Annotated in this window: 22 protein-coding genes and 1 riboswitch; of the genes, 2 read left to right on the top strand and 20 right to left on the bottom strand. The window is 38.6% G+C overall.

Going from position 1 to position 22,852, the window contains the following annotated elements:
- Positions 1 to 3: 3 nt before the first annotated feature.
- The 3 genes from BN1206_RS04430 to BN1206_RS04420 are packed head-to-tail and all read right to left on the bottom strand — an operon-like array spanning position 4 to position 2,740.
- Positions 4 to 1,602 carry a cation:proton antiporter gene (locus BN1206_RS04430; protein ID WP_052542952.1) on the bottom strand — a complete coding sequence of 533 codons (1,599 nt, stop codon included), beginning with the start codon at positions 1,600 to 1,602 and terminating at the stop codon, positions 4 to 6.
- A gap of 52 nt (positions 1,603 to 1,654) precedes the next feature.
- Positions 1,655 to 1,885: a YozE family protein gene (locus BN1206_RS04425; protein ID WP_013437782.1), complete on the bottom strand. Its 231-nt coding sequence runs from the start codon at positions 1,883 to 1,885 to the stop codon at positions 1,655 to 1,657.
- A 3-nt stretch (positions 1,886 to 1,888) separates the two neighbouring features.
- On the bottom strand, positions 1,889 to 2,740 hold the full coding sequence (locus BN1206_RS04420; RefSeq protein WP_013437781.1) for a DegV family protein: 852 nt from the start codon (positions 2,738 to 2,740) through the stop codon (positions 1,889 to 1,891).
- A gap of 117 nt (positions 2,741 to 2,857) precedes the next feature.
- Here BN1206_RS04420 and BN1206_RS04415 point away from each other — a divergent pair, with 117 nt between their 5' ends.
- Complete coding sequence (locus BN1206_RS04415; protein ID WP_014565789.1) at positions 2,858 to 3,523, top strand: PAQR family membrane homeostasis protein TrhA; 666 nt, start codon at positions 2,858 to 2,860, stop codon at positions 3,521 to 3,523.
- 44 nt (positions 3,524 to 3,567) lie between these two features.
- Here BN1206_RS04415 and BN1206_RS04410 read toward each other — a convergent pair whose 3' ends face one another.
- Positions 3,568 to 4,767, bottom strand: coding sequence for a CCA tRNA nucleotidyltransferase (locus BN1206_RS04410; RefSeq protein WP_013437779.1), 1,200 nt, complete (start codon positions 4,765 to 4,767; stop codon positions 3,568 to 3,570).
- A 79-nt stretch (positions 4,768 to 4,846) separates the two neighbouring features.
- Between BN1206_RS04410 and BN1206_RS04405 the strand changes: the two genes are divergently transcribed.
- A complete protein-coding gene (locus tag BN1206_RS04405) occupies positions 4,847 to 5,734 on the top strand; it encodes a YitT family protein (RefSeq protein WP_013437778.1) in 888 nt (295 codons plus the stop codon).
- A gap of 31 nt (positions 5,735 to 5,765) precedes the next feature.
- Here the strand turns inward: BN1206_RS04405 and BN1206_RS04400 are convergent, their stop codons facing one another.
- From BN1206_RS04400 to BN1206_RS04325, 16 genes are all read right to left on the bottom strand, one after another.
- Complete coding sequence (locus BN1206_RS04400; RefSeq protein ID WP_013437777.1) at positions 5,766 to 7,013, bottom strand: tetratricopeptide repeat protein; 1,248 nt, start codon at positions 7,011 to 7,013, stop codon at positions 5,766 to 5,768.
- Positions 7,014 to 7,101: 88 nt separating this feature from the next.
- On the bottom strand, positions 7,102 to 7,377 hold the full coding sequence (locus BN1206_RS04395) for an HU family DNA-binding protein (protein WP_003547110.1): 276 nt from the start codon (positions 7,375 to 7,377) through the stop codon (positions 7,102 to 7,104).
- Between the two features lie 162 nt (positions 7,378 to 7,539).
- The gene (gene der, locus BN1206_RS04390; protein ID WP_013437776.1) at positions 7,540 to 8,847 is read right to left on the bottom strand and encodes a ribosome biogenesis GTPase Der; all 1,308 of its coding nucleotides are present in this window, start codon (positions 8,845 to 8,847) and stop codon (positions 7,540 to 7,542) included.
- Between the two features lie 67 nt (positions 8,848 to 8,914).
- Positions 8,915 to 10,126, bottom strand: coding sequence for a 30S ribosomal protein S1 (gene rpsA / locus BN1206_RS04385; protein WP_013437775.1), 1,212 nt, complete (start codon positions 10,124 to 10,126; stop codon positions 8,915 to 8,917).
- Between the two features lie 70 nt (positions 10,127 to 10,196).
- Positions 10,197 to 10,871, bottom strand: a complete 675-nt coding sequence (cmk, locus tag BN1206_RS04380; protein WP_052542951.1) for a (d)CMP kinase — start codon at positions 10,869 to 10,871, stop codon at positions 10,197 to 10,199.
- 51 nt (positions 10,872 to 10,922) lie between these two features.
- Positions 10,923 to 11,396 (bottom strand): SAG1386/EF1546 family surface-associated protein, encoded by a 474-nt coding sequence (locus BN1206_RS04375; RefSeq protein WP_052542950.1) that lies wholly within the window; start codon positions 11,394 to 11,396, stop codon positions 10,923 to 10,925.
- A 102-nt stretch (positions 11,397 to 11,498) separates the two neighbouring features.
- Entirely contained in the window at positions 11,499 to 12,188 is a 690-nt protein-coding gene (locus BN1206_RS04370; protein ID WP_013437772.1) for an ECF transporter S component, read from the bottom strand.
- A 77-nt stretch (positions 12,189 to 12,265) separates the two neighbouring features.
- Positions 12,266 to 12,380, bottom strand: a riboswitch (FMN riboswitch).
- Positions 12,381 to 12,407: 27 nt separating this feature from the next.
- On the bottom strand, positions 12,408 to 13,124 hold the full coding sequence (locus BN1206_RS04365; RefSeq protein WP_013437771.1) for a pseudouridine synthase: 717 nt from the start codon (positions 13,122 to 13,124) through the stop codon (positions 12,408 to 12,410).
- The gene (gene scpB, locus BN1206_RS04360; RefSeq protein WP_013641823.1) at positions 13,124 to 13,714 is read right to left on the bottom strand and encodes an SMC-Scp complex subunit ScpB; all 591 of its coding nucleotides are present in this window, start codon (positions 13,712 to 13,714) and stop codon (positions 13,124 to 13,126) included. Before scpB ends, BN1206_RS04365 begins: the two co-directional genes overlap by 1 nt.
- Positions 13,704 to 14,444, bottom strand: coding sequence for a segregation and condensation protein A (locus BN1206_RS04355; protein ID WP_013437769.1), 741 nt, complete (start codon positions 14,442 to 14,444; stop codon positions 13,704 to 13,706). The genes scpB and BN1206_RS04355 overlap by 11 nt, the downstream gene beginning before the upstream one ends.
- On the bottom strand, positions 14,437 to 14,790 hold the full coding sequence (locus BN1206_RS04350; RefSeq protein WP_013437768.1) for a reductase: 354 nt from the start codon (positions 14,788 to 14,790) through the stop codon (positions 14,437 to 14,439). The genes BN1206_RS04355 and BN1206_RS04350 overlap by 8 nt, the downstream gene beginning before the upstream one ends.
- Before the next feature lie 9 nt (positions 14,791 to 14,799).
- Complete coding sequence (gene xerD / locus BN1206_RS04345) at positions 14,800 to 15,705, bottom strand: site-specific tyrosine recombinase XerD (protein WP_013437767.1); 906 nt, start codon at positions 15,703 to 15,705, stop codon at positions 14,800 to 14,802.
- Positions 15,695 to 16,585 carry a CvfB family protein gene (locus tag BN1206_RS04340; RefSeq protein WP_013437766.1) on the bottom strand — a complete coding sequence of 297 codons (891 nt, stop codon included), beginning with the start codon at positions 16,583 to 16,585 and terminating at the stop codon, positions 15,695 to 15,697. Before BN1206_RS04340 ends, xerD begins: the two co-directional genes overlap by 11 nt.
- 125 nt (positions 16,586 to 16,710) lie before the next feature.
- Positions 16,711 to 18,480, bottom strand: coding sequence for a pyruvate kinase (gene pyk / locus BN1206_RS04335; protein ID WP_013437765.1), 1,770 nt, complete (start codon positions 18,478 to 18,480; stop codon positions 16,711 to 16,713).
- A 33-nt stretch (positions 18,481 to 18,513) separates the two neighbouring features.
- Entirely contained in the window at positions 18,514 to 19,476 is a 963-nt protein-coding gene (gene pfkA, locus BN1206_RS04330; RefSeq protein WP_013437764.1) for a 6-phosphofructokinase, read from the bottom strand.
- A 165-nt stretch (positions 19,477 to 19,641) separates the two neighbouring features.
- The gene (locus tag BN1206_RS04325; RefSeq protein ID WP_052542949.1) at positions 19,642 to 22,749 is read right to left on the bottom strand and encodes a DNA polymerase III subunit alpha; all 3,108 of its coding nucleotides are present in this window, start codon (positions 22,747 to 22,749) and stop codon (positions 19,642 to 19,644) included.
- Positions 22,750 to 22,852: the final 103 nt, after the last annotated feature.

Raw genomic sequence — 22,852 nt, 5'->3', positions numbered from 1 at the left:
TAATTAATTTTCTTCATCGGTTAAGAAAACAATTTCGGCCATCAAAATTTCCCTGTACAGAGTCAAGAAACCATGACGATATTCTTGTTCTCTTTGGGCTATTCTGCCTAAATAATTTCGTTCTTGTCTAAAAGCATAGCGGTAAACAACTGCTCTAAATTCCTTTTGATCATCTGGCAGTTCTTTTTGGCTTGCCGTATGCCTAATTTCTTTAATAAAATCTTCGACCGAAGTTTGATTCATTTGCGCTCTTAAGTCAAATTCCAACTGCTTACGAATTTTAACCGGCAAATAAATCTTGTCGATTTGCTTTAATGCATATTGCACCATTTCTACTCGAACTCGGTCAACTTCCGCTCTTTGAGAATAATCCGGCTTATCCTTTTCCAGCATAAATCTAAAAGCAATGGTTGGCACAATCATACTCAAAAGAATCAGAGTAATTTCACTAACCAAAATCAAATGGAAGTCAGTCAAATTGACATTTAATTCGCTCAAAGTATAAGCCAAGGCGAAGGTTACTGCACCGTGAATCCCACCTAAACTAAAGATCCACGCATCTTTAGAGCTAATCTTTTCTCTCAGCGTAAGAGAAAAACGACAATATAAGAATCTAATTGCCAAATTAGCAAAATAAAGAATTACACCGATAATAATCGCGTCGATAGTTTGCTGATTGAAAACATCTTCACGCATTGAGCGAATAATAATTATACCAAGTAATAGGAAAACAATTCCATTCAGAATATTGATGATTACTTCTGAAAAAGCATAACTATCATAGAAAACTACCGCATTCGTCAAACGACTGCGCTCAGATTCCACATTATGTACCAAACCAGCTGCTACGACCGCGATAATGCCTGAGACATCAATTTTTTCTGCTAAAAAGTAAATGACCAGTGGCGTTAAGAAATACAGCACCTCAATTGGCATTACGGCGCTGCTGGCCAAATGATGTTTAGATCTTAAACTAGATTGTCGCAAGAAGATTACGAAAACGGCGATCAAAACACCAAGAACGATTCCGCCACCAGCAGAATAAATAAAGTTGCCGATTGCTTCGCCTATGCGCAACTGCTTATGGATGTACCAATCAACCGCCATATTAAGCAAAATAATACCGGAAGCGTCATTGAATAAAGATTCATCTTTTAAGTAAAATTCTATTTTCTTGGGCAACTTAAGTCCATGAACCACTGACTCAGTTGCAGTTGCATCGGTTGGCGTAGAAATTGCCGCCAAAATAAAAGACAAAGGCAGCGAGACGCCAATACTTAAATAGATGCCAAAGGCGGCGGTTATCGTAGCTAAAATGAGCATGACCACGGTTAAGCCTAAGATAGCTCGCCAGCTGCGCAATACATTATACAACCGCGTCCGCTGTCCCTCGAAAAACAAAAGCGGAGCAACAATCACGCCCATAAAAATTTCCGAACTAAACCCTTCAATTATTTGATTGGTTTGCGGAATTAAGGCAATGGCCATCCCGATGAGCATCGCAATATAATTGACAGAGATTTTTCTAAACAAGCGCTGTTGAATCATGTTTGCAACAGCCACAGCAAACATGATAAAGCCGATAAAAACTATTACATTCATTGTTTTATTTCTAAATTTAATAAAAAAGCCCAGGCGAGTTTGAGGCTTGGGCTTAATACATCATTTTGTCTTCGTACATTCTGTATGCACGATCAAAAATTGACATGCTTGGTAAATAACTAGCATTAAGTTCTAAATAATCTGACAATTTCTCATAATTTTGTTCTTGCTTTGGAAAAGTCAAATCATGTTGTGCATTATTAGCAAATTGAGCTACCTCATCTGTTGAATCAGCATCCCTTTGCGTCATCAAATAACGATAAAAACTTTCTCGATAAGCCATACATTACTCCAAATAATATAAAATTGCGTAAGCACCATTACCAGCATGAGTAGCAATAATTGGACTGGTTTCGGCAACCAAAACATTAATCTCAGGATTAATTTCTTTAATCTTAGCTGCTAATTCATGCATTGGTTCAGGCGTATCAACGTAAGAAATACCAACTTCTTTAATTCGATCCTTATTTTCAGCAATTTCATCCAAAACTCGTTTATCAAAGGCGCGACTAAATTTCTTGCCACGGCCTTTTTTAAAGACGTTCAATTCACCCTTAGGCATTTGCAATGCGATACGAATGTTTAACATGGTTGCAATTCTACCAGAAAGTGCACCAAGACGGCCGCCCTTGATTAAGTTTTGCAAATTGACAACCATCATTTTCAATTTTTGGTTATCTCTAATTTTTTCAACATGAGCGACAATTTCATCCATCGTCTTGCCAGCTTGAGCATCTTTAGCAGCTGCTAAAACTTGGAAGCCCTCTGCCCTATCAGTTAATTCTGAATCGATGATCGTAACATTGTCAGATTGTTCAGCAATCTCTACAGCTTGACGAGCTGCGTCAATTGTTCCACTTAATGATTTAGCTAAAAAAATGCCAATTACTTGGCTGCCATCTGCTGTCAAATTCTTGATCGTTTCAACAAAACGGCCAATTGGTGGCTGACTAGTTTTTGGAAGGTTTTCTGCTTCGTTCATCTTTTTGACAAAATCGCTTCTAGTGATATCTACTCCATCGACATACGACTTGCCATCAATAGTGATCGTTAACGGAACTACAGTAATATCATATTTTTCAATTTCTTCTTTTGTTAGTTGGACGGATGAATCCGTCATAACCTTGATCTTTGACAACGTATTCGCCTTCAATTCTAATTTATTTACCCGTTTTATGATAAAATATGAGCAATATATAATGTATTGTATCAAAAAATTTACTAATTAATAAAGGATTGATTGGATTGTTGCAAAATGAAAATTAGCAAACTCTGGCAAGAGCCTGAACATAGGTCAGACAGATATTATCTTTTAGACAATATTTTCAGTGCCATCAGTCATGGAATTGGCTTTGGCATATCAGTGGCTGGTTTGGTCATCTTAATTGTTAAGGCAGCTCATACCGGTAGCCCTATGAGAATCGTAACCTTTACTATTTACGGTTCATGTCTGGTTCTGCTTTACCTATTTTCAACACTATATCACAGCTTAATCTTTACCCGGGCAAAACATGTTTTTCAAATTTTTGATCATTCTTCGATCTTTTTGCTCATCGCTGGTTCCTACACCCCATATTCTCTTGTAGCAATCGGTGGTGCCTGGGGCTGGACCTTATTTGGCTTAATTTGGGGACTGACAGTTTTCGGCATTATCTACTACATCTTTAACCGCGGCAAGCACGTTATCTTGGACACGGTTTTATATGTAGCGATGGGCTGGCTGGTAATTCTATCAGGACCATATTTGTACAACCGTTTAAGTCCAACAGGATTTTGGCTGTTAGTTGGCAGCGGGATTGCCTACACAGTCGGTGCAATTTTGTTCAGCATGCGCAACGTCCCATTTATTCATACAATATGGCACTTATTCGTCATGCTGGGTTCAATTTTGATGTACTTTTCAGTTTTATTTTACGTTTAAAAAATGCGGTAGAAAATTCTACCGCATTTTTATTATTCACTTTTTTAATCTAAATCATCCAAATACTGTTCGATAGCTTCTTCACTATTTTCTATTTCACAAGCGACAACTTTTTTTCGAATTTGGTTAAGGGTACGGCCTAATTGAGCACCTGGACGCATCCCTCGCTTAATTAAGAAACGGCCATCTACTGCCAATTCACTTGGAGTTTTAATCGGCAAAGCCAAATAACGATCCACCAAAGCTTCAGAAGAAACAGGTTGACCCAAAATGTCAGCCACATCAATGGTATTGATAATTATATCTTCCCCAGCTTCAAACAATTCGTAATCAGTTGGCACATGATCTGCAATCAAATCAAACATTTTAATAATTTGTTCAACTTTTTCAGTCATGGCATTGGAGTTCTTCCAATCGCGCATAAATTTGCCAATGTTTTCATTAGACACTTTAAGCAAGATAATAATTACTGCCCACAGGCTAGTTTCCATGGTTGGACTGAATTTTAATTGTGGGTAGACTTGCAATAAGTCCTTTTTACCAGCAAAATCGGGCACGTCTTCACTTAATTGCGTATCTAGGAATATTTGAAATGCCTGTCTTGAAAATGGTCCTAAGCCCATTTTGACAAATTCTTCGCGGATACGTTCAACTGAAATCTTCTTTAACAGCTCATGATTGTCTTTGATAGCCTGTTCAGTTTTTTCTTCTAGCTTAAATTCCAATTGACTCATGAATCTGACGGCACGCATCATTCTTAAGGCATCTTCATGGAATCTCTTTTCAGGATTGCCAACGGCACGAATGATATGATTCTTTAAATCTTCAATACCATTGAATAAATCAACGATATCACCGTGCATGTCCATTGCTAGGGCGTTAATCGTAAAATCTCTTCTCTTCAAATCTTCATCAAGGTTTTGAACAAAAGTTACGTGATCCGGTCTTCTAAAATCCTGATAACCGGATTCTGTTCTAAAAGTGGTGATTTCATAACTTTCACCGCCATATAAGACAGTTACGGTGCCATGTTTAATACCAGTATCAATTGATTTATCAAAAAGTTCCTTAACCTCTTCTGGATAAGCACTGGTAGTAATATCGACATCGTGGACATGTCTATGCAGTAAAACGTCTCTGACGGAGCCGCCGACAAAATAAGCCTCAAAGCCTGCATCTTCAAGCGTTCGCAGGACCGGCATTGCTTTAACGAATATTTCTGGTAAATTATCTATTCTAATCATTAATAAAATCTCAATTCTTATTCTTTTTAATTCTTTGTCTGTTAGAATGAAGGAAAAGACTTAAAGGAGGTAAGACAAGATGAAAAGAATCAACAAAGCAACATTCATTGATCTTTTGATGATTGCACTTGGATGCGCCATCTACGGCATCAGCCTAGATATGATTTCCGTACCCAATAAACTAGCAGACGGAGGTTTAAGTGGTATATCGTTGATATTGCGCCACTTCTGGGGCATCAACATGGGTTTGTCGACCCTGATACTAAACATTCCTCTTATTTTATTAGGTTACCGTTTCATGGGTAAACGCCTTTTAGCGTATACAATTTGGGGAACGGTGTCTCTTTCCTTTTTCCTTTGGTTTTGGCGCTCAGTTCCTATTATAAAACAATTAGATTTAGAACACGACCTCTTCCTCTCAGCAATTTCTGCTGGTGTGCTTTCCGGGATCGGATTAGGACTGGTCTTTAGATATAATGGAACTTCTGGGGGAACTGATATTATTGCCAGAATTTGTCAGATTAAATTTGGTATTTCTTCTGGTAAAATGCTGCTGTTCTGCGACGCCGTAGTTTTGTTTGCTTCTCTATCATACTTGGATATCAAGCACATGATGTACACGCTGCTTGCGTCATTTATTTTATCCCGCGCGATGGACACAGTTCAACAAGGCGCCTACAGTGCTCGTGGTCTTTTGATTATCTCAGATAAATATGAACAGATTGGCCAAATGATTGACCTCAAGCTGGAACGCGGCTTTACCTATTTCAAAGCATTGGGTGGCTACAAACAAGATGAAAAAAGAGTAATCTACGTCGTAGTTGCACCACGTGAAATTCCTGCTATTAAACAATTAATCAAGCAGGAAGATCCTAATGCCTTCGTTTCAATTCTTGAAGTGCACGAAGCTCTGGGTGAAGGATTTACTTATAAGCAAAAACGCCACCACTTCTTCATCAGAAAATAAAAAGAACCGACTGAAAAGTCGGTTTATTTTTTTACAAATTATTATATAAGTCCTGCATTTCATCGTCCTCAGGGACAAGCTTCAAGTAGCGTTCAAGCAGTTGCTTAGTAATATCGCTATTATTTTGAGCATTGAAGAACATAATCATTTGACGCAAGAAATCAGGATTTTCTTTAAAGTCAGGGTAAGCCAATAAGAATTCGCTTTGAGCTTTTTCACTATTGTCGAGTCGTTCATAAGACAAGGCCATATTCCAGTGAGCTTGAGGTTCAATATTCTCATTATCCAAATCTTTGAACAAAGCGATGTTGCTGCTATCTTGATGCATATGAAGATACAAGTTAGATAGCTGCATACGCAAATCACTGTTGTCTGGAGCAATTTTTAGACCCTTTTCAAGCAAATCTCTGGCAGTATCCATTTCATTCAAATTAGCAGCGGCTCTGGCTCCTAATGAATACAAAGTTTCATCTAGTTCGTTATAAGCTAAACCGGCTTGTGCGGTCCGCAAAACTTGTTCGTTGTCGTGCTTATGTTCATAAGCTTGTGCTAATAATGGATATGCATTGACATAATCTGGGCTCTGTTCAATTACTTCATCTAAGAACTTAATTGCCTTGTCGTCATCGCCAACCGATAACATTACCAGCCCAGCTTCGTATTTGCTATCAATATCGAAAATACTGTCGCTACGTTTTCTAATAATTTCAGCAGCTTGCTCATAGTTGCCCATTTTAGCATTTGTGGCAAAAAGACGCTGATTTAAGTTAACTTCGCCAAATGTTTCTTGTCGTTGAACTAAATCTTTATACAAGGCTAAAGCTTGTTCATAGTCACCGCTTAAATAGTCTAATTCTGCTAAACCAAATTTAACCGCATCTTCTTCAGGTGCAATTTTCAGTGCTTGCAATAATTTATCCTTTGCTGTCTCAATTAAGCCGCTTGTTTGGTAATAATCAGCTTGAACAAGCAGACTATCCAGATAAGCAGAAGAGTCGTGAGAGACGCTATAAAGCAGCGACAAGCCATCGTCTTCATCGCCATCATTAAGTAAAATTTCTGCTAGATATACTTTAAACAAATCTTCTTTGGGAAATTTGACAATTAAGGCACGATATACTTCTTTAGCTAAATCAGTAAACCCTAAGCCCGTCAGGTTTTCAGCTAGTGATGCTAAAATTTCAGGATCATCATTATTTAGTGCTTCTTTTAAAAGGTGCTTACTCTGTGAAAAATCATGATTTTGAATCGAATCAAGCAATTGTTCAGAATAACTCATTGTTTTGCCTCCAATCAGACTATTATTGTACTAAAAAAAGACGCCGGAACAAAACCCAACGTCTTTTATTAGATGTTTAAGTAATTGACTACTTAACAGCTTCCTTAAGAGCCTTACCTGGCTTGAATGCAGGTACTTCACTTGCTGGGATTTCGATTTCATCACCAGTTTGTGGGTTACGACCCTTACGTGCTGCACGGTGGCGTACTTCAAAAGTACCAAAACCGATCAATTGTACCTTTTCACCCTTAGCAAGGTTGTCTTGGATTGAGCCAAAGATAGCATCAACAGCAGCAGCAACTTCCTTCTTAGTCAATTTAGTCTTTGAAGCAACTTCAGAAACTAATTCAGCTTTATTTGCCATAAATAATTCACCTCCTGAATTTGAACCCGAAGTCCAAAGTTTGTTCTTTGTTTTTAAAAAACAAGGAATAATGATCACGACTAATCATTGTTTCCTAGAAACCAAAATATCACAAAACCCTTATTACAACAAGGTTTTTTAGCAAATTTGGCAACTTTTTTATTACTTTCTCTTTCTAGGAATGATTTTTATCGGTGTTCCCGTAAAATCAAAGTTTTGACGCAATTGATTTATAAGGAATCTTTCATATGAAAAGTGCATCAATTCCGGATCATTTACAAAGACCACAAAAGTTGGCGGATTAGTGCTTACTTGGGTCATGTAGTAAACGCGAAGTCTCTTTCCTTTAACCATAGGCGTAGGAACAAGCTTGCTGGCTTCCAGCAATAAGTCGTTTAAGACACTTGATTGAATACGTTGGTTTTGGTTGTCATAAACTTCTTTGACCATTGATGGAATTTGATCGAGACGTTGACCAGTCTTAGCAGAAACAAACAAAATTGGAGCGTAATCCAAGTATTGGAATTCTTCTTTGATTTCACGTTCAAATTCTTTAGCACTGGTACTGTTCTTCTTAGGCAGATCCCATTTGTTAACCACAATGATTATTCCACGGCCTGCTTCATGCGCATATCCGGCCACGTGCTTGTCTTGTTCTCTAATGCCTGTACTTGCATCAAGAACCAGCAAAACCACGTCTGAGCGTTCAATAGCGCTCATAGCACGCAAGACAGAATACTTCTCGGTCTTTTCGTAGACCTTGCCGCGTCTTCTGATTCCGGCGGTGTCGACTACCTTGAATTTTACCCCATCTTTAGTAAAAGGCGTATCAACTGCGTCTCTAGTTGTACCTTCTTCGTTAGCAACAATAACTCGATCTTCACCGAGCAACTTGTTAACAATAGAAGATTTACCAACGTTTGGTCGACCAATTACGCTGAATGAAATGACATCCTCAGCTTGGGTGTCCTTATCTTCAGGGAATTTATCTACAATGGCATCAAGCAAGTCACCAATACCGGTACCATGACTACTTGATACAGGAATTGGATCGCCTAAACCTAAACTATAGAAATCATAGATATCATTTCTTTGTTCAGGGTTATCAGCCTTGTTTACAGCCAAGATAACTGGCTTTTGGGTACGGTAAAGCAAGTGAGCAACACGTTCATCAAGATCCGTCATATGATTTACTACACTAGTTAGCATAACGATAACGTCTGCTTCTTCAATAGCAATTTCAGCTTGTGCACGGATCTCCTCTTCGATTTTACCGCCTTCCCAGGTAATACCCCCAGTATCGATTAGATCGAATTTATGGCCCATCCATTCGGCTTGAGCGTAGTTTCTATCGCGAGTTACACCAGGCTTATCTTCAACAATTGCTAAGCGCTGATTAATAATTCTGTTAAAGAGCGTTGATTTACCGACGTTTGGTCGGCCCACAATCGCTACAACTGGTAAAGCCATTTTCACCCTCCTTTACAAATTAGAAAATAAAAAAGCCGACGTCTGTCGGCTTTTTTAATAGAAATGACTACTTACGGTCCTTTAATTGGTCACCAATGATGTCACCTAATGCAAAGCCGTTGTCATTGTCACTCATGTACTTCTTGTTTACTGAGTTTTCGTTACGTGAACGACGTGGACGAGAACTGTTGTTGTCTGATGAAGAAGTGTTTGAGTCAGCAGCCTTGATTGAAAGTGAAATTCTTCTGTCACTTGGGTCAATGTTCAAAACCTTAACCTTAACAGTTTGGCCAACCTTTAAAACATCGCTTGGCTTGTCAACGTGCTTGTTTGAGATTTCTGAAACGTGTACCAAACCTTGGATACCGTCAGCAACTTCAACAAAAGCACCAAAGTTAGTCAATGACTTAACTTCACCTTCAAAAACATCGCCTTCATTTAAGTTAGCAGTAGCTTGTTCAAAAGGAGAAGGTTCAGTTTGCTTAATAGACAGGGAAATACGATGTCTGTCATTGTCAATACCAATGACCTTAACCTTAACATCTTGACCAGCCTTTAAAGCATCGCTTGGCTTGTCAACGTGCTTGTAAGAAATTTCTGAAATGTGAACTAAACCGTCAACACCACCAACATCGATGAATGCACCGAAGTTAGTCAAACGTGATACCTTACCTTCGATAACGTCGCCAACAACTAATTGTGATGCAACCTTGTCGAATGCTTCTTCACGTTCTTCTTCAACTAAGTCCTTATGTGAAAGGATCAAACGGTTCTTGTTTGGATCGATTTCAGTAATCTTAAGCTTCATAGTCTTACCAATGTATGGCTTAAGATCTGAAACGTAACGGTTTGAAATTAATGAAGCTGGTAAGAAACCACGAGTACCAACATCAACAAGTAAACCACCACGTACTGATGAAGTTACAGTACCTTCGATAGCTTTGCCTTCTTCGAAGTCCTTTTGTAACTTGTCGTATGCTTCTCTTTCCTTTAAGCGGGTAACTGAGAAGAAGAATTCACCATTTTCCTTGTCGCCACCGGCTCTTCTTAATACTAAGGCCTTGAACTTGTCGCCAGGCTTAACTAAATCGCGTAAGTCTGCGTTACGATCTGAAGTGTATTCACGACGAGTGATAACACCTTCAACACCAGCGTTTTCAACGCCAACATCGATTTGGCCGTCTTCAACGTCTAATACTTCGACATTGACAATATCTCCGACCTCAACTCCTTGCATTTGCTTTAATGCGTCTAAAAATTGATTACTGTTTTCTGACATATGTACCTCCCAATATCACGTTCCATTTTAAATGAAAGTCAGATATTTTTCTACTATTTTGTGCTGTTTTTTAAAAAATTTTTTGAGTTTTTTTGATTTGAGCTAAAATTGCCTCTACAACCTGGTCGATCGACATATTTGTAGTGTCAATTTCAATTGCATCATCTGCCTTTTTAAGTGGCGAAATTTTACGGTGTGAATCCTTGTAATCTCTTGCTGCGATGTCTTTTTCAATTTCATCAACAGTTTGCTTTGATTCGATCCCACGTTCCTTAAGATCTAAAAGACGGCGTTCAGCACGTGATCTAGCAGAAGCTACCAAAAAGATCTTTAATTCAGCATTAGGCAATACTGTAGTTCCGATATCACGACCATCCATAATAACATTGGTCTTGCCTGCCATTTGACGTTGCAAACTAACCATCTTTTCACGAATCTTAGGTAAAGCGGAAACTTGTGATACGTTAGCTGAAATTTCTGGAGTTCTAATTTCTTTAGAAACGTCTTTTCCAGCTACGTAAACTTTTTGTTCACCATCGTCGGATCTTAATTCGATTCCATCTTCATCAATGGCTTTTAAGATTCCCGCTTCATCCCCGTAATCCAAATTATGATTACGAGCAATAACTGTACATGCACGGTACATTGCACCTGTGTCAATATATACAAATGACAACTTTTTAGCGATGATTTTAGCAACCGTGCTCTTTCCTGCTGATGCAGGACCATCAACTGCTACTTGCATTTCAACAAAAAAGAGATCTTACCGTCGACCTCTTTTATCCTTTCTGAAAGATTATTTCAACTTAAGTGTCTGGCCAATATTGACATTTGAAGTGTCTTTAAGATTATTTAACTTGGCTAATTGATCAACAGTGAGTCCATGTTTTTGCGCAATACTAGTCAAAGTATCACCGGTTTTAACTGTATAAATAGTCTTTTCCGATGAACTAGAACTAGTTTTGGCAGAATCATTGCTCTTTGAAGAAGCTGAGGAAGCTGAGGAAGCTGAGGATTTTTTCTTAGCTTGAGAGCTCTTGCTCTTTGAACTTAAAGAAGTTTTCTTGACTGTTTGAACTTCAGTAGCTTTTTCAGAAGAATGATTTGAGGCTAAGCGATATACTATTGGAACAAGTGCAATTAAGATCACTGCTAGAATTACAATTGTTGCAATCCAGCGACCAGAGCCGTTAGGTCGATGATCTTTTGCGCTTCGCTTCTCAGTAGGACGCTCATAGTGCTTGTATGGACCTGTTGATTTTTTATCCATCTATAAATTCCTCCATTCACTTAACGGATTAATTCTAGCATATTTTACGAAGCTTTGAATATAAAAAAATCCATCAACTTTTGCAGCTGATGGAATATTTTTTTAGTTTAAATTAAATCTTTTACGGACAAATGGTTTAATCGTCGTAATCGTTGCTTCAAATAACAGGTAAACTGCCACACTGTTGATGACACCTTTTAACAAGTTGAATGGAACAATAATGCTAAAGATGTACGCCTTCATTGATGGCAAATGGAGCAATTGCCCCAAATATACTTTTTCCGTAAAGTGGTAAAGCGCACCATAACCATTAATTGCTGGCAAATTAGGCACTGCAGTAATTGCATAAACAGGAGTTAAAACAAAGGCATTAGCTACAGCTAAGATGCATGTCATTGCTAAAACACCAATGATTAATCCTACAACCGGCATTAAATGTCCTTTCAGCGTCTTTCTACTCTCAGGGGTTACTTTCCTACTAAAGAAATAAAATGGCAATGAAAACGACATAGATGCCAAAAACGCTGCTATTTCACCAATGACACTTGGAAGTGCAAAACCGCTAAAAATTAAACTCAAAATCATTCTGATCACAGCGATGATTATTCCTGGAACGGCTCCGAAAATAAACATCCCGATGGTAATAATGACGTCTGAAAAATCAAATTTCAAAAAGCCCACACCAGGCATAATTGGAAATTCGAATTTCATAACTACAAATGCAATACAGCCAATTAAGGCATATGCGACAACATTGGTTAAGTTACCAGATTTAGTTCTAGCTTTATCCATAACTTACTTTCCTTTCCAAGAAAAAAGGTCTATTGCTTCAGCAACAGACCCTTAAAAGTAAAGTAAGATTTTTATTGATCTGTCTTCTTCCATCTAGACTCTAACTATCGGTATCATAAAAGATTCAGCCACAAAAGTGGGTCGCGGACTCTCACCGCCGGTCGGGACTTTCACCCTGCCCTGAAGACAATAACCTGATATTCAATTTACAATTATAAGTTAATCCAAACGCATTAACTTGTCAACTTCATTTTTCGATAATTCCCGGTATTGACCGGAAGTAAGCGAGTCCAAAGTTAAGAAAGCATATTTTTCTCGTGACAATTTTTCAACCAAATGGCCAACTGCCTTAAACATTCTTTTTACCTGGTGGTAATGACCTTCATGAATAGTCAATTGGACAATTTGAGTATCCTTACGCTTATCTGTTTTAAGCACTTTAACCTTGGCAGGAGCAGCCTTAAAATCATCCAGCTTAACACCATGGGTCAGAGTTTTAATCTCTTCTGGAGTCAAAATCCCTTTGATCTTGGCTACATAAACCTTTGAAACTTCGTTTCTTGGATGCATTAACAAGTTGGCTAATTTACCATCATTAGTCATTAATAAAAGACCAGAGGTATCGTAATCCAGACGACCTACGGGATATAAACGGTATGGTACGTCTTCAAAATAGTCCACTACTGTCTTTCGATCTTTGTCATCGCTAGCAGTTGAAACAACACCACGTGGCTTATAGAAAAGATAAGTGTGCAGACTTTCTCTTTCGATTGGTTCATCATCCACTGTGATATTGCTAAAAGTGTCGACCTTAGTACCTAATTTAGTAATAACTTTACCGTCGACTTTAACGCGTCCAGCAGTAATCATTTTTTCTGCTTTTCGTCTTGACGCAATGCCTGCTTCCGCAATAATTTTTTGCAGTCTTTCTGCCATTATTGTCCTTCTTTCTGAGTATCTTGATCTGTCTTCTTAGGATCAAACAAATCTATTTCTTCGTTATTCGCACTATCTTCAAAGTCTTCAATTAGTGGAAGATCAGCTAAACTTTGATAATTGAAGTATTGTAAAAAGTAATCAGTAGTCACATAAAGCTTTGGATGGCCTGGTGCTTCTTTCTTACCATTGGTTTCGATCAAACCGCGCCAAACCAAGGTCTGTAGCGCACCCGAAGAATTAACACCACGAATATCATCAATTTCTACTCTAGTTATTGGTTGACGATATGCGACAATTGCCAAAATTTCTAAAGCTGATTGGCTTAAGTTTTTCGTTAAATCTTTTTGGAAATATTTTTCAATTATTTCAGCTGTTTGAGGACTAGTAGTCAGCTTATAGGTGTGAGCTACATGAATTAACTGAATTCCAGAATCTTTGTTCGCAGCTAATCTTTGCTTAACTTTTTCTGCAATTTGCCCTAACTCTTCGCCATCTACTTCAAGAAGCGCAGTCAAATTTTGCTCTTCAATTCCGCTATCTCCAGCTGCATATAGAAGTGCTTCTAAATTTGCTTCCTTACTTGCCATTTACATCCGCTCTTTCTAAATCCAAATCACCGAATTCTCTTGCTTGCATAATATAAATTTCATGCTTTTTGCTTAATTCGAGCATCGCCAAAAACAATCCAATCACATCAGAAATAGACCGCATGCGATCAGCACAACTAAAAAAGCTGACTCTCTTTTTTTGCTCTAATCGCTCATGCAAATAATCAATCATATCGTTAATTGGCGTTTCTGCCACTTCGATTGAAGCGGTATTTGGCTTACGTATTTTTAAGCGTCGTAAAACCATACTAAAAGTCGTAGCTAATTCATCCGACGTAATTTGACCTTTAGGCAACGGCTGCACTTTAACCGATTTGGAGACACTAGCCTCTTTAGAAACCGTAATCGGCACTTCTTCGTTACGCTCTTTAAAATAGGCTGAAATCTTTTTAAACACTGAATATTGAATCAATTGCTGAACCAACTCATCACGTGGATCTTCTTCTGGTTCAACTTCATCTACAAAGTCATTTTGTGGTAATAAGTATTGTGACTTTATCCGCAATAAAGTCGAAGACATTACAAAGTATTCACCAGCAATTTGCAAATTTAGTTTTTGCATTTGCCCCAAGTATGCAAGATATTGACTCGTAATTTGGGCAATAGGAATATCATAAATATCGATTTTTTGTGACTGAATCAAGTGCAGCAATAAATCCAATGGACCTTCAAAATTAGGTAATTCTACTGTTAAATCTTTTTTATCCATCTGCTTCAACTGCCTTCAATAGGTCGGTATATTCGGGTACTGCCGTAATCCGCTTATTTGGATATTCATTCTTTAACTCGGCAAAAATATCCTTTTCATAACTAATTTCACGAAAACCTGGAGCAAGAGACAAGTAGCGAATAATAATGAACTTGTCTGTCATTTGTGTACCCAACACACCGACAACATTATTTTGCTTGTTACGGTACAAAAATAGCACGAAATCATTGTCTTCTTGATTCAAACTGATTTCTTCTTTTAGGTTTTCGATATTTTTGAAATCTGGCAAATATGAGAGCAACCCCATAGCCGTCTTTTCATAATCTTTTTTATATTGTATTAGCATAACTTTCACCTAAAGACGTGGATGAGTCTTTTGATACACTTGTAAAATATGTTTTTGCGACAAATTAGTATAGATTTGAGTGGTACTAATATCAGAGTGACCTAGAATCTCTTGCACAACTCTCAAATCTGCACCATTTTCTAATAAATGCGTCGCAAACGTATGACGCAAAGTGTGAGGCGTAACATCTTTAGTGATACCTGCCATTTGACAATATTTCTTTATCATTTGCCAAATAGCTTGCCTAGTTAATTTTCCTCCACGATTATTCAAGAAAAGATGTTCATCATTTTTCCCAGATTTAAGAATTAGTGGATCGCGAACTTGCTTTTGATACTTATCAATCCAGTGCAAAGCTACAGGACTAATTGGGATCAGTCTTTCCTTTGATCCCTTTCCTAAAACACGAATTAAGCCAAGATCTTCATGGATATCTTGTAATTCTAAATTAATCAATTCGCTAACCCGCATTCCTGTCGCATACAAAGTTTCCAAAATCGCACGATCCCGCAGACCCAATTTTTGTTCTACATCTGGTTGTTCTAACAAACGATTAACTTCTTCTCGACTCAAAGCAGTTGGCAGACGTCGCTCCTTTTTGGGTAAATCAATTTCCAGCATTGGATTTAACTTTTGAATATTTTGTCTTGCTAGCCATTGATAAAATTTACGCATGCTCGAAATAAGTCGACTAATCGAACTCGTTGCCTTATTCAAATCACGCTGTCTAGCTAAAAAGGCATCAACATCACTAGCTTCTGTTGGCCATGAAGACATCCCCTCTTTTTTGATAAAAGAAAGATATTCTTCGAGGTCTTGTCGATAAGCACTAATTGTATTGGTGCTCAAGCCTCGCTCAACTTGGCTAAAGCGTAAGTAATCGTCTATTTGATCCTGCAACTCATTATTCGTCATCGACATCCTCTTTTGGATCCTTAATCAAGGTGATTGTTCCTGCGTCTTTATTTTCTTCAATTAAGCCAGCTTTAAGCAAGTGACCTACAGCACGCTTAAAGGCTGACTTTGAAATACCAAAGTAAGATTTAATCTCTTGAGCATCAGACTTGTCGTAGAAAGGCAAAGTCTTAGTTTCACGTCTACGCAAACTCATCAAAATCATTTGTGCATCGTCATCAATTTCTTCAAATGCTCGAGGCAAAGCACTCAGGTTCAAACGACCATATTGGCTGACACCAATGACTCTTCCCTTAAATTGTTCGCCTAAACGCATCGGACGAGGCATTTGGGAAGCGTGAACAAAGCCCAAGTAATAGTCGTCAGTTAAAACAAAGGCTCCAATTTCACGACTAGCATAAACAGTACAAAAGACATTTTGATTATTCATATTATTAGGGAAGTTAGCAGCTAATTGATCAAAAATGTTTTCATCAGCAAGCTTTGCCCAAATTCGATCCTTGTAGTCTGTTTCCAATCTAACCAATAAACGATCATCACGGCGTGGCCATCTTTCCTTTTCGCGTGGCAGATCGTCCATTGACAATACAACATCCTTATCAGGAAGGCCAACATCGACGAATACACCTAAACCAGGTCTTACTTCAGTGACCTTACCCCAGCCATATTGATCTGGTTGAGCAAACGGTAAAAATTGCGTCATTTCACGATCATGATGCTTATTGTCATAAATGAAGCCTTCAATTTCATCACCAACTTTAGGAATATCATCCTGAGTGATTTCCTGCTTCTTTAGTTCATAAGTAATTCCATCTATCTGAACATAATAAGCATTCTCATTTTCATCAATAATTTTTCCTTTTTCAACAGTTCCAAGCATATTTAGCGTCTCCTACTTTACATATTCTTATATATAAGTATAAGAGAAATTTGAGCAAAATAAAATAGCCAGCTCGAAAGCTGACTATTTTTTGATTAGCTAATCTTATTTTTTATATCTTTAAATTAAAGGTTTGAGATTTCGCCTTGGTAGATAGCACCACGACGAGCGTCAACAGTAATAGTTGAACCATCAGAAATCTTTGAAGTTGCGTCAGTAGCACCAACAACAACTGGGATACCTAATGATAAGCCGATAACTGCTGCGTGTGAAGTTAAACCTGAAGCTTCAACAACTAAGCCTGAAGCCTTCTTAATAGCTGGGTTGTAGTCAGGGTCAGTAGTCTTAGCAACTAAGATGTCGCCTTCCTTAACCTTGCTGTTAGCTTCTTCTGCTGAGTTTGCTACAACGGCCTTGCCGATAACTGAACCGTTACCAACACCTAAACCTTGAACAAGCTTGTCACCGATGATTTGTAACTTCATCAAGTTAGTAGTACCTGAGTCACCAACTGGAACACCGGCAACGATGATTACAAGGTCGCCATCCTTAACAAAGCCCTTTTCCTTAGCTACCTTAGCAGCTACTTCAAACATGTCATCAGTTGACTTAGGCTTTTCAGTCAATACTGGTTGAACGCCCCAAACAATACCTAATGAGTGTTGAATCTTTTCGTCGAAGGTCAATGCAATGATGTCTGCGTTTGGACGGTACTTAGAAATCATACGTGCAGTGTAACCTGAATTAGTTGCAGTAATGATAGTCTTAACACCTAATTCTTGAGCAGTACGTACAACTGATTCACCAATAGCTTCGGTTACGTTTGAACCCTTGTAAGCTTCGAATCTTTGAAGTGCTAAAGTGTTACGCTTAAGCATTTGCTTTTCAGTACGTTCGTCAATTTCAGCCATAGCCTTAACAGCCTTAACTGGGTAAAGACCGTTTGCTGATTCACCTGAAAGCATAGTTGCGTCAGTACCATCAAGAACAGCGTTAGCAACGTCTGAAACTTCGGCACGAGTTGGACGTGGGTTTTCTTGCATTGAGTCAAGCATTTGGGTAGCAGTGATAACTGGCTTACCAAGTGCGTTAGCCTTACGGATTAAGCTTTTTTGTACAAATGGAACTTCCATGAATGGAATTTCAACACCCATGTCACCACGAGCAACCATCAAACCATCTGATACTTGCAAGATTTCGTCAGCGTTGTCAATACCTTCTTGTGATTCAATCTTAGGGAAGATCTTAACGTAGTCTGCACCTGCTTCTTCACAAAGCTTACGGATATCTAAGATATCTTGAGCTTTACGTGCAAATGAAGCAGTAATGAAGTTAATACCGAACTTCAAACCGAACTTGATGTCGTCAGTATCCTTTTCAGTGATACCTGGGAGGCGGATTTCAACGCCAGGAGCGTTAACACCCTTCTTTGAACCGATAACACCAGTGTTTTGAGCTTCACAAACTAATTCTCTCTTTGAGTCGTCCTTTTCCTTGATCAAAAGGTCAACCAAACCGTCATCGATTAATACGTGACCACCAACGTGAGTATCATCGTACAAACCATCGTAGGTAACGTGGATCATGTCCTTGTTACCCTTCTTGGTAGCATCCATTGATACACGGATCATGTCACCGGTGTTAATAGTAAACTTGCCACCTTCTTGTTCAGTGGTTCTGATTTCAGCACCCTTAGTGTCAAGGTCGATACCAAGAAGCAAACCAGTATCCTTTTCCACTTGACGAACCATCTTCATACGAGCAAGGTGTTCTGGGTGGTCACCGTGTGAGAAGTTGAAACGGAATACGTTTGCACCAGCTTTTGCTAAAGCGGTAATAGTTTCAATATCGTTTGAAGCTGGCCCTAAAGTACTAACAATCTTAGTTTTCTTCATTATTAAAAAAATCCTCTCCAAAAATCAACTAAATTAATATTTAGTCATTTCTTCATTTACATCCATAAGCGCATAGTCGCCTTGGTGTTTACCATCAAACAAATCAAGAATGTCGTGGGTTTCAAGTTTGCTATTCTCGATGCCGACAGCTAAACCGCCCTTCCCATCAAGAAGCAACTTAACAGCATAGTTACCCATCTTAGTAGCATTTACTCTATCTGTGACAGTAGGTGAGCCACCACGTTGCATATGTGCAAGGACATTAGCACGGGCATCAAAGTCACCGTATTTAAGTAATTCATCCTTAAATTTATCGGCAGCCATGACACCTTCTGCTAAGACAATGATACCATGATCTTTGCCATCTGCAAATCCGCGTTTAAGAGTTTCTGCAATTTCCTTAATGTCATAAGGACGTTCAGGAATTACAATAGCATCTGCGCCGCTTGCAACACCAACACGCATAGCAATATCACCACATTCACGACCCATTACGTTAACAATGAATACTCTGTGGTGACTACTTGCAGTGTCACGAATCTTATCAATTGCGTCCATAGCAGTACGACAAGCAGAATCAAAGCCGATCGTGTAGTCAGTGTAAGGAATATCGTTGTCGATAGTTCCTGGCAAACCAACTGAGTTTACGCCGTGGCGAGTTAAGGCCAAAGCACCGTGGTATGATCCGTCACCGCCAATAACGATAACTGCATCGATACCGTGCTTCTTCAATTGCTCTACACCCTTTTGTTGCACTTCTTCTTGTGCAAATTCAGGGAAACGAGCACTGTACAAGAATGTACCGCCTTCATTAATCTTGTGGTCAACATTTTCCGTAGTTAGCGGAACAAAGTCACCTGCAACCAAACCAGCGAAACCGTAACGAATTCCAAAGACTTCAAGGCCATGATGAATGGCAGTCTTTGTCACAGCTCTAATTGCTGCATTCATACCAGGGGCGTCTCCACCACTAGTTAAAATACCAATCCGTTTCATGAATTCACCTCATCATGATTATTTTGTGTAATTTCTCACATCAAATAAATATTAACATTTTTTGGTTCAAAAAGCTCATAAAAATTGCGCTAACTTAAGCTTTATTTTTGCAAATCTAATTGATAGCACTTACATCTGCGATAATTGTTTTTCTTTTAACAAAATTTAGTCTTTGAAGTTTACTTTTCGCAGATTAGTTAACAAATATTGCATTTTATTTTGATCAAAACGATCGCCCTGCGTCCGCAATCCAAGCAAATAAATATCGCCTATTTTCAGAACATCGTTAAACTTTTCATAAGCAGCTGGAAAAATGATAACCTCCTGCTGACTTGAAGAATCGGCAAAACCGGCAAAAGCCATCGTCTTGTCATTCTTAGTTCTAATTCTTTTAAGACTCATTAACTTACCTACACCGATTCCTGATTCATTGAACTGGAACTGATTCAAAGGCAGGGCGTTAAACTTTTGCGCATATTTTTGAACGGCAACCAGCGGCGTTGTTGTCGTAGCAAAGCCCAAAACTTTTTCTTCCATTTCGGCTTTTTCACCGTTAGTTGGTATTTCAGCTGGCTTCAGTGGTGCATCCCCCAAAATCTCAGATAATGAAATATTCTGCCCCGTCAATTGCACATTTGCAATAATATCCTTACAGTTAGCCAACAATTCATTTCTGTTATCCTCAATCTGATCGAATGCTCCCGCCATGATCAAGGCTTCAATGGCATCAATTTGTAAAAATTTAGAATCTATTCTACGCAAGAAATCACTAAGTGACTTATACGGCTTAGTATTAGCCGCAATTTCTTTGGCAAAGTCTACACGCAAGCCTTTAATTGCCTTTAAGCCAACTAAAATATTGTTATTTTGCAACGTGTATTCTAATTGGCTGTGGTTGATATCAGGCGTTAGAACACGGATATTTGCTTCTTGAGCCTGCATTACATATTGCTGAGCCTTAGCCGAAGTAGAAGAATTTAACATTGCAGTATAGAAAGCTGCTGGATAATGTACTTTAAGATAAGCTAGCCAAAAGGCGATCTTGGTATAAGCCACAGCGTGAGAACGGTTAAAACCATAATTGGCAAACTGCTCAATGTAATGGTAAACGCGCTCACCTACTTCCTTAGAGTGCCCGTTTTTAACTACGCCAGCAATAAATTTGCTCTTTTCCTGCTCAATGACATCTTGCTTTTTCTTCGACATAGCCCGGCGCAAAATGTCGGCCTCTCCTAGTGAAAATCCAGCCAGAATTTGTACCGTTTGCATAACTTGTTCCTGGTAAACCAAAATTCCGTAAGTTGGCTGCAGGATCTGCTTCAAACTTGGATCAGGATAGCGTACTGGTTCTTTGCCATTCTTTCTGGCAACGAACGTATCAATATTTTGCATTGGACCTGGACGATACAAAGCATTTACCGCTACAAGATCTTCAAAATTATCTGGATGAAGCTGACGCAAAACGCGTCTGATTCCTTCAGATTCAAATTGGAAAATCGCATCAGTTTTCCCCTGTTGGAATAATTCTAATGTCTTAGCGTCATTCAAAGGGATCTTATTAGGATCTATCTTAACTCCTTGGCTACGCACTAAGTCTAAGATATTGCCCAAAACAGTTAAGTTACGCAAGCCTAAGAAGTCAATTTTCAATAGACCCAAAGATTCAACGTATTTCTTAGTTTGTTGAGTAACAGGGATGCCAAGTGGACCTGCTTGCAAGCCTGAAATTCCGGCAATCGAATCATCACTAATGACTAATCCAGCCGCGTGAATTGAATAGTGTCGCGGCAACCCCTCTAATGCCATTGCCGTTCTGAAAAGCAGCTTATTTTCTTCTGTGGCATCAACAAGCAGTCGTAATTCACGTGATTCTTCGTAGGCTTGTTTTAACGTCATTTTTCCCTTAGAAAACGGAATAGCACGGACCCATTTATTAACTTCAACCATTGTTAGACCAAAAACGCGGCCTACATCACGCAAGGCTTGCTTAGCAGCTAAAGTACCAAAAGTAAGAATCTGTGCCGCATGATCCATGCCATATTTTTGATACATGTACTTAATAACCGTATCTCGATGAATATCAGGAATATCCAGGTCGATATCAGGCATTTCATGTCTAGCTGGATTTAAGAAACGCTCAAACAATAAATGGTATTTCAATGGGTCTACTTCTGTGATTCTTAATGAATAAGAGACAAGCGAACCACAAGCGGAACCTCTTCCAGGGCCCGTTGTAATTTTGACGCGGTGGCAATAATTGATGACATCCCAAACAATTAAGAAATAATCATCAAAGCCCATCTGATTAATAATTCGCAATTCATAGTTGAGGCGTTTTTGATATTCTGCCGGAATTTTTTCTTGTCCAAATCTTGCTTGCAGGCCTGTCTGAGCTAAGTAATGCAGATACTCCTCAGAAGTTGGAAACTTATTTTGGTGATATTTTGGTAAAACTGGCTTTTGAAAAATTACTTCTGCATTGCATTTTTCGGCAATTTTAGCAGTGTTATTAACCGCATCATCCAAATCAAAGCGATGGTATCTTTCAAGCATCTGTTCTGCATCAACCATATAATGCGAACCGTCTTGCTTAGCTAGTGGCACCATATCCTGCATCTTTTGACCTGAGCGAATGGCCCGCAAAGTCTTTTGTAAAAATTGATCGCGCGGTCTTAGATATTCGCTGTCTTCAACGGCAACTAATGGTAAATCGAACTGCTTACTTAAAGAGCGAACATAATCGAGATAGTCCTGAGCATTTTTGGCCGCATAAACGCCAAGATAAAAGTCAGGCACAATTTTCTTTAAATCACGCAAATAGTCACTGCCCAGTTGCTGGTTAGTTTCAAAAAGATAGACTAATTCACTTCTAGTATTAGCGGGAATAATTACCAATAAATCCTCTAAGTATTTGGTCAGTTCTTTGAGGGTTAAAATCTTATCGTTTTGACCATTTTCGGTTAATAAATTAATCGCACTAGAAAGCCGCAACAAATTATGATAGCCCGCATTAGTTTTCGCAAAGACCAGCAAATCATATTTTTGCGTGCTATCAATCAAGCCATTTAAGCGAATTTGCATCCCTAAAAGTGGCTTAATCCCCTCTTTTTTAGCAATTTCATAGAAGTTAACTAAACCATACGTTACGTTGATATCCGCCAAACCTACGGCACTATAGCCCTTTTCTTTGGCCGTCTTAATCAAATCCGCCACTTTGGTTGGACTATCTAGTAATGTAAATGAGCTTAGATTTTGCAGTGCAGCTATTTGCATAATAGTAACCACCTTTCGCCAAACTTGTATTAAATTTAGTATACCAAATTGCATTAATCGAGTTTGAAATTAGCCTCGGATTTTGATAAAATTCTACACGAAA

The organism is Lactobacillus sp. OTU4228 (genome assembly GCF_001006945.1).
Classification (GTDB): Bacteria; Bacillota; Bacilli; order Lactobacillales; family Lactobacillaceae; genus Lactobacillus; species Lactobacillus amylovorus.
Note: the sequence above shows the minus strand (reverse complement) of the source record. Positions and strands in the feature narration are given on the sequence as shown.

What these genes read in the sequence shown, in the direction of transcription:
- BN1206_RS04430 (WP_052542952.1), bottom strand. Translation starts at nt 1,602, where the DNA reads ATGAATGTAATAGTTTTTATCGGCTTTATCATGTTTGCTGTGGCTGTT.
- BN1206_RS04425 (WP_013437782.1), bottom strand. Translation starts at nt 1,885, where the DNA reads ATGGCTTATCGAGAAAGTTTTTATCGTTATTTGATGACGCAAAGGGAT.
- BN1206_RS04415 (WP_014565789.1), top strand. Translation starts at nt 2,858, where the DNA reads ATGAAAATTAGCAAACTCTGGCAAGAGCCTGAACATAGGTCAGACAGA.
- BN1206_RS04410 (WP_013437779.1), bottom strand. Translation starts at nt 4,767, where the DNA reads ATGATTAGAATAGATAATTTACCAGAAATATTCGTTAAAGCAATGCCG.
- BN1206_RS04405 (WP_013437778.1), top strand. Translation starts at nt 4,847, where the DNA reads ATGAAAAGAATCAACAAAGCAACATTCATTGATCTTTTGATGATTGCA.
- BN1206_RS04400 (WP_013437777.1), bottom strand. Translation starts at nt 7,013, where the DNA reads ATGAGTTATTCTGAACAATTGCTTGATTCGATTCAAAATCATGATTTT.
- BN1206_RS04395 (WP_003547110.1), bottom strand. Translation starts at nt 7,377, where the DNA reads ATGGCAAATAAAGCTGAATTAGTTTCTGAAGTTGCTTCAAAGACTAAA.
- der (WP_013437776.1), bottom strand. Translation starts at nt 8,847, where the DNA reads ATGGCTTTACCAGTTGTAGCGATTGTGGGCCGACCAAACGTCGGTAAA.
- rpsA (WP_013437775.1), bottom strand. Translation starts at nt 10,126, where the DNA reads ATGTCAGAAAACAGTAATCAATTTTTAGACGCATTAAAGCAAATGCAA.
- cmk (WP_052542951.1), bottom strand. Translation starts at nt 10,871, where the DNA reads ATGCAAGTAGCAGTTGATGGTCCTGCATCAGCAGGAAAGAGCACGGTT.
- BN1206_RS04375 (WP_052542950.1), bottom strand. Translation starts at nt 11,396, where the DNA reads ATGGATAAAAAATCAACAGGTCCATACAAGCACTATGAGCGTCCTACT.
- BN1206_RS04370 (WP_013437772.1), bottom strand. Translation starts at nt 12,188, where the DNA reads ATGGATAAAGCTAGAACTAAATCTGGTAACTTAACCAATGTTGTCGCA.
- BN1206_RS04365 (WP_013437771.1), bottom strand. Translation starts at nt 13,124, where the DNA reads ATGGCAGAAAGACTGCAAAAAATTATTGCGGAAGCAGGCATTGCGTCA.
- scpB (WP_013641823.1), bottom strand. Translation starts at nt 13,714, where the DNA reads ATGGCAAGTAAGGAAGCAAATTTAGAAGCACTTCTATATGCAGCTGGA.
- BN1206_RS04355 (WP_013437769.1), bottom strand. Translation starts at nt 14,444, where the DNA reads ATGGATAAAAAAGATTTAACAGTAGAATTACCTAATTTTGAAGGTCCA.
- BN1206_RS04350 (WP_013437768.1), bottom strand. Translation starts at nt 14,790, where the DNA reads ATGCTAATACAATATAAAAAAGATTATGAAAAGACGGCTATGGGGTTG.
- xerD (WP_013437767.1), bottom strand. Translation starts at nt 15,705, where the DNA reads ATGACGAATAATGAGTTGCAGGATCAAATAGACGATTACTTACGCTTT.
- BN1206_RS04340 (WP_013437766.1), bottom strand. Translation starts at nt 16,585, where the DNA reads ATGCTTGGAACTGTTGAAAAAGGAAAAATTATTGATGAAAATGAGAAT.
- pyk (WP_013437765.1), bottom strand. Translation starts at nt 18,480, where the DNA reads ATGAAGAAAACTAAGATTGTTAGTACTTTAGGGCCAGCTTCAAACGAT.
- pfkA (WP_013437764.1), bottom strand. Translation starts at nt 19,476, where the DNA reads ATGAAACGGATTGGTATTTTAACTAGTGGTGGAGACGCCCCTGGTATG.
- BN1206_RS04325 (WP_052542949.1), bottom strand. Translation starts at nt 22,749, where the DNA reads ATGCAAATAGCTGCACTGCAAAATCTAAGCTCATTTACATTACTAGAT.